The organism is Collinsella aerofaciens (assembly GCF_040920445.1).
GTDB classification, from domain to species: Bacteria; Actinomycetota; Coriobacteriia; order Coriobacteriales; family Coriobacteriaceae; genus Collinsella; species Collinsella aerofaciens_BH.
Genome location: NZ_JBCOTQ010000062.1, coordinates 5,704 through 10,805 on the forward strand (window position 1 = coordinate 5,704; position 5,102 = coordinate 10,805).

Below are 5,102 nucleotides of genomic sequence, written 5' to 3' on the forward strand. Positions count from 1 at the left end.
CGCTTCTGGTGTGCCTTTCGGCACCTCAACTTGGATGTGCCAGCGTTGCAAAGCAAGGAAGCGGCTCTACGGAAAGGGCCGCCACAGCGGTAAAGAATAAAGACAAAAAGAAGCCAAGCGAAGAAAAGGCGGCGCAAACCTCTGGAACCAAGACCGAGGAGAAGAAAGAATCCGACGGCAAGGACCAGAAGTCCGATGACTCCAAGAAGGAGGACAACAAGTCCTCCGACTCGTCGAAGTCGGATAGCAAGGGAGATTCCTCCCAGTCTAAGCAGAATTCCGGCAATTCGCAGGGTTCCGGCAGCACTAACTCTTCTTCCAACAGCGGTAGCCAGAAGAAGTGGGTTGCCGAGCAGGGCCACTGGGAGACCGACTACGGCCAGGTCTGGGTGCCGAATGTAGTGTATACGCGCCATCCTCGTTTCTGGGTCAACCATGGTGGTGCTATGGTAGGGCCCTTCGATTCATCCGATGCCGCCTACGCTTGGATTATTAACGATGGCGAAAACGGCGGTATCGGAGGATCTGTCGTAAACGATTCGTATACCACCTCTGAGGACCAGGGACATTATGAACAGCAGGCTACGGGACAGCATTGGGTTGTCGACGTCGCCGGTCACTGGGAGTAATGGGCATCGTTCCTCTCCTCTTACATTCGGTAAATGTTTATTTATTTGTGGGCGGCCGGTTCGGCCGCCTTTTTAGACGACCAGTCTGGGAGCAAGCGATAGGAAAGCAATCAAACGAGAGGCCGTTCCAAAAGAATCCGGCGGTGCCGGATGCTTCGGGCAAAACCTTCCGCAGATCGGTAAGGTCTTCCATCAACTTGCTCCAGCCCTCACCCGGAGTCCGCTGCGCGGGACTCATCGGCGAGACGTTCGCCATCGGCGGCACCGTCCTCGTGGCAGCCGGCGTCTTCCCCGATCAAAAGAAGCGCCGCGAGCAGATGTAGGACAAATCGCATAACGACTCGGAAAGGGGAATCCCGCAAAAGAGATTCCCCTTTTTCGTCTCGCGAGCCACGGTTCGTTGAGGCAGCTTCAGCTTAAGGGCCACAGATTAAACCGATCTACAACTGTGACCATATGACTGTGCGCACATGTTGGCATAGTCATATGGTCACATATTTACAGCTGCGATTATGCTGCAATAACTCAACCGTTAGTGTTTATTAAACAGCCAATCGAAGCCAGGATTGCCCAGTGTTTGACGCATCTGCCCCACCTGAATCTCCGTCTCCACGCCATCCTTGCCGAAAACGGCGCTCATGTTCTCAGCGGTCGGGATGACCGTTTTCACTTCGCCCATGGTGAGGTCGAAACGTTGGCTGCCGACTTGGTTCTCAAGATGGATCTGCCCATCGGATCCAAAGACACTCTGGAGCACGGCTGTCTCCTTGCAAGAAACTGTCGCCCCCAAGATAACAGACGGGCGGATCCGGCGCAGCATATAACGCTCGGTAATACATGACTATGTTAATGTAGTCATATGTTCACGTATTACAAGCTGGGACCTCATGTATTAGAGCTCGAGCCGTGGCCGTCAGGACGTCCGGCGGGGAAATCGTCGGGGTCGATGCGTGGGGCATGGCGAAGGTTCTTACCGGAGCCTATGGTCCCGGCTCTCCCGGTCGTATTCCTACGATATCGCCCCTAGATTACCAATGTGTCAGATAAAGAATGAGGCAATGGCTGTGATCACGCCTACGGCGGATGCAACGACTGCGCCCTTTTTCCTCTCCTTTAGTCCGACGAATAGGGTTGCCGTAAAGTCAAGGGCGGAAATGCAGGCTATGGCAAGCGAAACGAGTTCCTTGGGCGGTTTCAGCAAAAGGTCGCTAGCAAAGAGTAATGCAAGCAGGGCAAAGCCGATCGTGGTCAAGTATCTCGATTGATTTTGCGACAGCATGGCAACTGCCTTTTAGAACATGCAAGTGAATGTCATTGCGGTTGCAAACAAGCCGCTGCCAGGACCGGTTATCACGAGACCGGCGATAACACATTTTCTCGGTTTCCAGCTCATGACAGATCCCTCTCTCATGGTGAAACGCATACATTATGAGATATGCACATTATCTCGCTAATTAATTTCAATATCCATCATCTAACACTAAAGAATACTGACTCACCGGTTCAGCGACAATGCGTTTTTGCCCTTGCGTTCCCACTCGCGTAACCGCCTCGCCGCGTCGGCGGCCGGAAGGGCCTCCGTCTCGCAATCAGCGACCTTGTAACCGTATTGTCCTTCGTGCCCCTTTTGGCAACTTTAGCCCGGCTGTGGGTTAAACCAACTCACAGCCGTAACCGCGTTAATGTAGTACTATGCTAATTGCTTAGTATGTTCACATATTTCTACCTGCGACTTAGAATTGCTTAATGTAGTCATATATTAATGTGCTAATATATGACTACGCTATTCAGAAAGGGGAGGACATGGCGACGAACATCCTGCTAGTCAATCAGAAGGGCGGCGTCGGCAAGACGACGTTCGCGGACGAGATCGCCTGGGGCCTCGAGCGGCGCGGCCGCAAGATCGGCTTCGGCAACCTGGACCCGCAGGGCGGCGCGAACCACGAGAAAGGGCTGCTCGACGACGAGGACGCCGTGAACGTCATCGACACACCTGGTTTCCTGAGCGATGAGACAGCTGTGTACGCGAAAAATGCCGACATCGCGATCATCCCGGTCCAGCCGGGCACCCTAGGGTTGAAGCCGATGAAACGAACGATCAAGGTCATCACCGAGGCCAATCCCGACTTGTCGTTTGCAATCATCGTCAACAACTTCGCGGCAAACCAGACGGTCGACCGCCAGTTCCTCGAACTGCTCGAGGCCGACGACCTGCCCGTGCTGGGCACCGTACCGACCGCGGCGGCATTCAAACAGGGCGCGGCCCTGGGCAAACCCGTATACGAGATCGCGAAAAACGGCAAGGCCGCCCAGGCGATTGAAAACATCCTGAACGAACTGGAAGAGGTGCTGTAAATGGCAAAGTTCAAAAAGGCGACCTCATACTTCGACGTCGCAGCGGAAAAGGCCGAGGAGAGGCAGCAGAAAATCGTTGAGAGCGCATCTGAGACCCAGAAACCGGCTCCTAAGGTACGGAAAGCCGGGCGCCCCAAAAAGGGCGCTGAAGGGGCATCTGAGAGGCTTGTTCAGCTGTCCGTGTACGTTCCGGAGAGTTACCGAAAACGCCTGAAGCAAGTGGCACTCGAGGAGGACAAGTCCGTATCGGATATCGCTCGGGAGCTTTTCGATCGCTATCTGGCCGAAAAGTAAATCTAATCGGAATCACGGGTACCGTCAGGTGCCCGCTTTCTTTTGTATGGGCCTCTGAGAGCCGATTTAAGACCCGTTTTATCTATCAGTGAGAAAACCGGTCGAACCTCACCGATAGGACGTCTTATTTTCGATTCTGTAGCTCCCTGCCGGTAATTGAAGTGAGGTTGAACAAATGTCGGCAACCGGAAAACGGATTCGGCCATTGCCGAATTGCAGGTGTTTACAGCTAAGTGGGTTAGTCCGCCCGGGGAGTGAAGCGACGCCGGCGCTGAGAGTTGGCAAGGACGTAGCGATTTCAGTCAGGTCGATTGCTCTCCTTTCCGGTGAAAAGCGAGCGTCCGATTTGCCTATAACGTTTCGCTGGCCGCTAAGACCAATAGGGCGTACCGGATTTATTTCCGGGAAAGTACGTTGCGAGTGGATCAGTTTTCGATTAAACGGTGATTGACATGGACGTGAATAAAAATCTCAAATCAAAGAAAAAGTTTTCTTCCCCTTTCTTTCTCTTAAAACCTCTTTAGATATTATTGGTGCCCTTTTTGGAAACTTTTGGTTGTCAAAAAGGGCACAGTTTTCGGGTTTTTGTGCCCCTTTTGGAAACTTTTTGTGCCCCTTTTGGAAACTGCCATTGTCAAAAAGGGCACAGGAAATTGCCGAAAAGGGCATAGGAAATTGCCGAAAAGGGCATAGAAGGCAATGCGAAAAAGCGCCTGAAATAGGGAGAAATTGCCGAAAAGGGCACAGGAAATTGCCGAAAAGGGCACAAAAATAGAGCAGAGATTTCTTAAATTCGATAAAAATTGCCGAAAAGGGCATAGGAAATTGCCGAAAAGGGCATAGGGGGAGGCAAATAAAAAGGGACGGGCAATCTGTCGTCCGTCCCGATTAGAGGTTCTTGGAACCACGTTCCATGCATGCCTGCGGGTTCACATCGTACGCAGCCGGAACGCGCGGCGAGACGACCGTCTTTACGACAAGACTCAGGCCAACGAGCTTTTCGAGGGAGGCACGAAGTTTGCTCTTACTGACAGCGAGCTGGTCGGCGGCGTTCTGTGTCGACACCCGGAAAGGCTTGGGCTCCTTGGCCGAAAAGAACGAGAAAATGTAGCCGAAAAGAACCTTGTCGAGCGCGGACAGTTTGCTGTCGCGAACTGTCCAAAATGGGATCCTGCAGAACGTCCCGTGCGAAGTCCATTCGTGAAGGGCCCCGGCGTTGACGAACTCAACGCCGCACAACTCCGCCCACCTGGCCTCGTTGACCCTGTAGGTGACCTCCTCGCCATGCCCCTCTTTCTCAATGAGGGCGAAGCTCTTGAGCTTTTGGAGCCTCTTGCTGAGTGCCGAGGGGGAGATGCCGAGGACTTCGGCAATTGTCTTTGCGTTGGACCGGCAGCCCTTCAATGGGTCCCTGCGCTGGAACCCGTGGATATATGCCAGAACGAGCAGTTCGTTCAGCGACAGCTTCGCCTTCGACTTGCGAAGCAAGATCATCGACAAGGGGAGCGCGATGAAGCGCCCGCTGCCGGACGAGCTATCTTTGAGCCATGACTCCGCGTTTAAAACAGCAGCGCGACTCGAGTTCGAGCTCGGCGTGTCGCCCGGTTTTGACTGGGCAAGAAGGGCGGCGAAGTCCTCTTTCGAAATCGTGTTTTTGAACGTGCTCCCCCCGCTGGGCGGAGCGCCATTTACGTCCATAAAGTGACCTTTCCAAGGTCACCAACATGTTTTAAGTGGTAGAATATTACCAACAAGTTGATGACACTTCGCTTAAAGGACCCAAGCCGCCAAGCTAATGAGGGTCCTTTTTGCGTTATATATGTC

General features: G+C 53.2%; 6 protein-coding genes and 1 pseudogene. 4 read left to right on the forward strand and 3 right to left on the reverse strand.

Annotated features, from left to right (window positions below):
• Both AB5405_RS08745 and AB5405_RS08750 read left to right on the forward strand, forming a co-directional pair.
• Positions 1 to 629, forward strand: a pseudogene (locus tag AB5405_RS08745) (hypothetical protein); the annotation flags it as partial.
• Between the two features lie 197 nt (positions 630 to 826).
• On the forward strand, positions 827 to 952 hold the full coding sequence (locus AB5405_RS08750) for a hypothetical protein (RefSeq protein WP_368138215.1): 126 nt from the start codon (positions 827 to 829) through the stop codon (positions 950 to 952).
• 209 nt (positions 953 to 1,161) lie between these two features.
• Here AB5405_RS08750 and AB5405_RS08755 read toward each other — a convergent pair whose 3' ends face one another.
• Positions 1,162 to 1,386: a hypothetical protein gene (locus AB5405_RS08755; protein ID WP_368138216.1), complete on the reverse strand. Its 225-nt coding sequence runs from the start codon at positions 1,384 to 1,386 to the stop codon at positions 1,162 to 1,164.
• Between the two features lie 282 nt (positions 1,387 to 1,668).
• Positions 1,669 to 1,908 carry a hypothetical protein gene (locus tag AB5405_RS08760; protein WP_368138217.1) on the reverse strand — a complete coding sequence of 80 codons (240 nt, stop codon included), beginning with the start codon at positions 1,906 to 1,908 and terminating at the stop codon, positions 1,669 to 1,671.
• A 524-nt stretch (positions 1,909 to 2,432) separates the two neighbouring features.
• On the opposite strand from AB5405_RS08760, the gene AB5405_RS08765 reads away from it, so the two are divergent.
• Both AB5405_RS08765 and AB5405_RS08770 read left to right on the forward strand, forming a co-directional pair.
• Positions 2,433 to 2,984, forward strand: a complete 552-nt coding sequence (locus tag AB5405_RS08765) for a nucleotide-binding protein (RefSeq protein WP_368138218.1) — start codon at positions 2,433 to 2,435, stop codon at positions 2,982 to 2,984.
• Positions 2,985 to 3,278 (forward strand): hypothetical protein, encoded by a 294-nt coding sequence (locus tag AB5405_RS08770; RefSeq protein WP_368138219.1) that lies wholly within the window; start codon positions 2,985 to 2,987, stop codon positions 3,276 to 3,278. It begins immediately after the preceding gene.
• 888 nt (positions 3,279 to 4,166) lie between these two features.
• Here the strand turns inward: AB5405_RS08770 and AB5405_RS08775 are convergent.
• Complete coding sequence (locus AB5405_RS08775) at positions 4,167 to 4,976, reverse strand: hypothetical protein (protein WP_368138220.1); 810 nt, start codon at positions 4,974 to 4,976, stop codon at positions 4,167 to 4,169.
• Positions 4,977 to 5,102 lie beyond the last annotated feature (126 nt).

Excerpts from the sequence above, each read along its gene's own strand:
- AB5405_RS08760 (WP_368138217.1), bottom strand. The coding sequence starts at position 1,908 with ATGCTGTCGCAAAATCAATCGAGATACTTGACCACGATCGGCTTTGCC.
- AB5405_RS08765 (WP_368138218.1), top strand. The coding sequence starts at position 2,433 with ATGGCGACGAACATCCTGCTAGTCAATCAGAAGGGCGGCGTCGGCAAG.
- AB5405_RS08770 (WP_368138219.1), top strand. The coding sequence starts at position 2,985 with ATGGCAAAGTTCAAAAAGGCGACCTCATACTTCGACGTCGCAGCGGAA.
- AB5405_RS08775 (WP_368138220.1), bottom strand. The coding sequence starts at position 4,976 with ATGGACGTAAATGGCGCTCCGCCCAGCGGGGGGAGCACGTTCAAAAAC.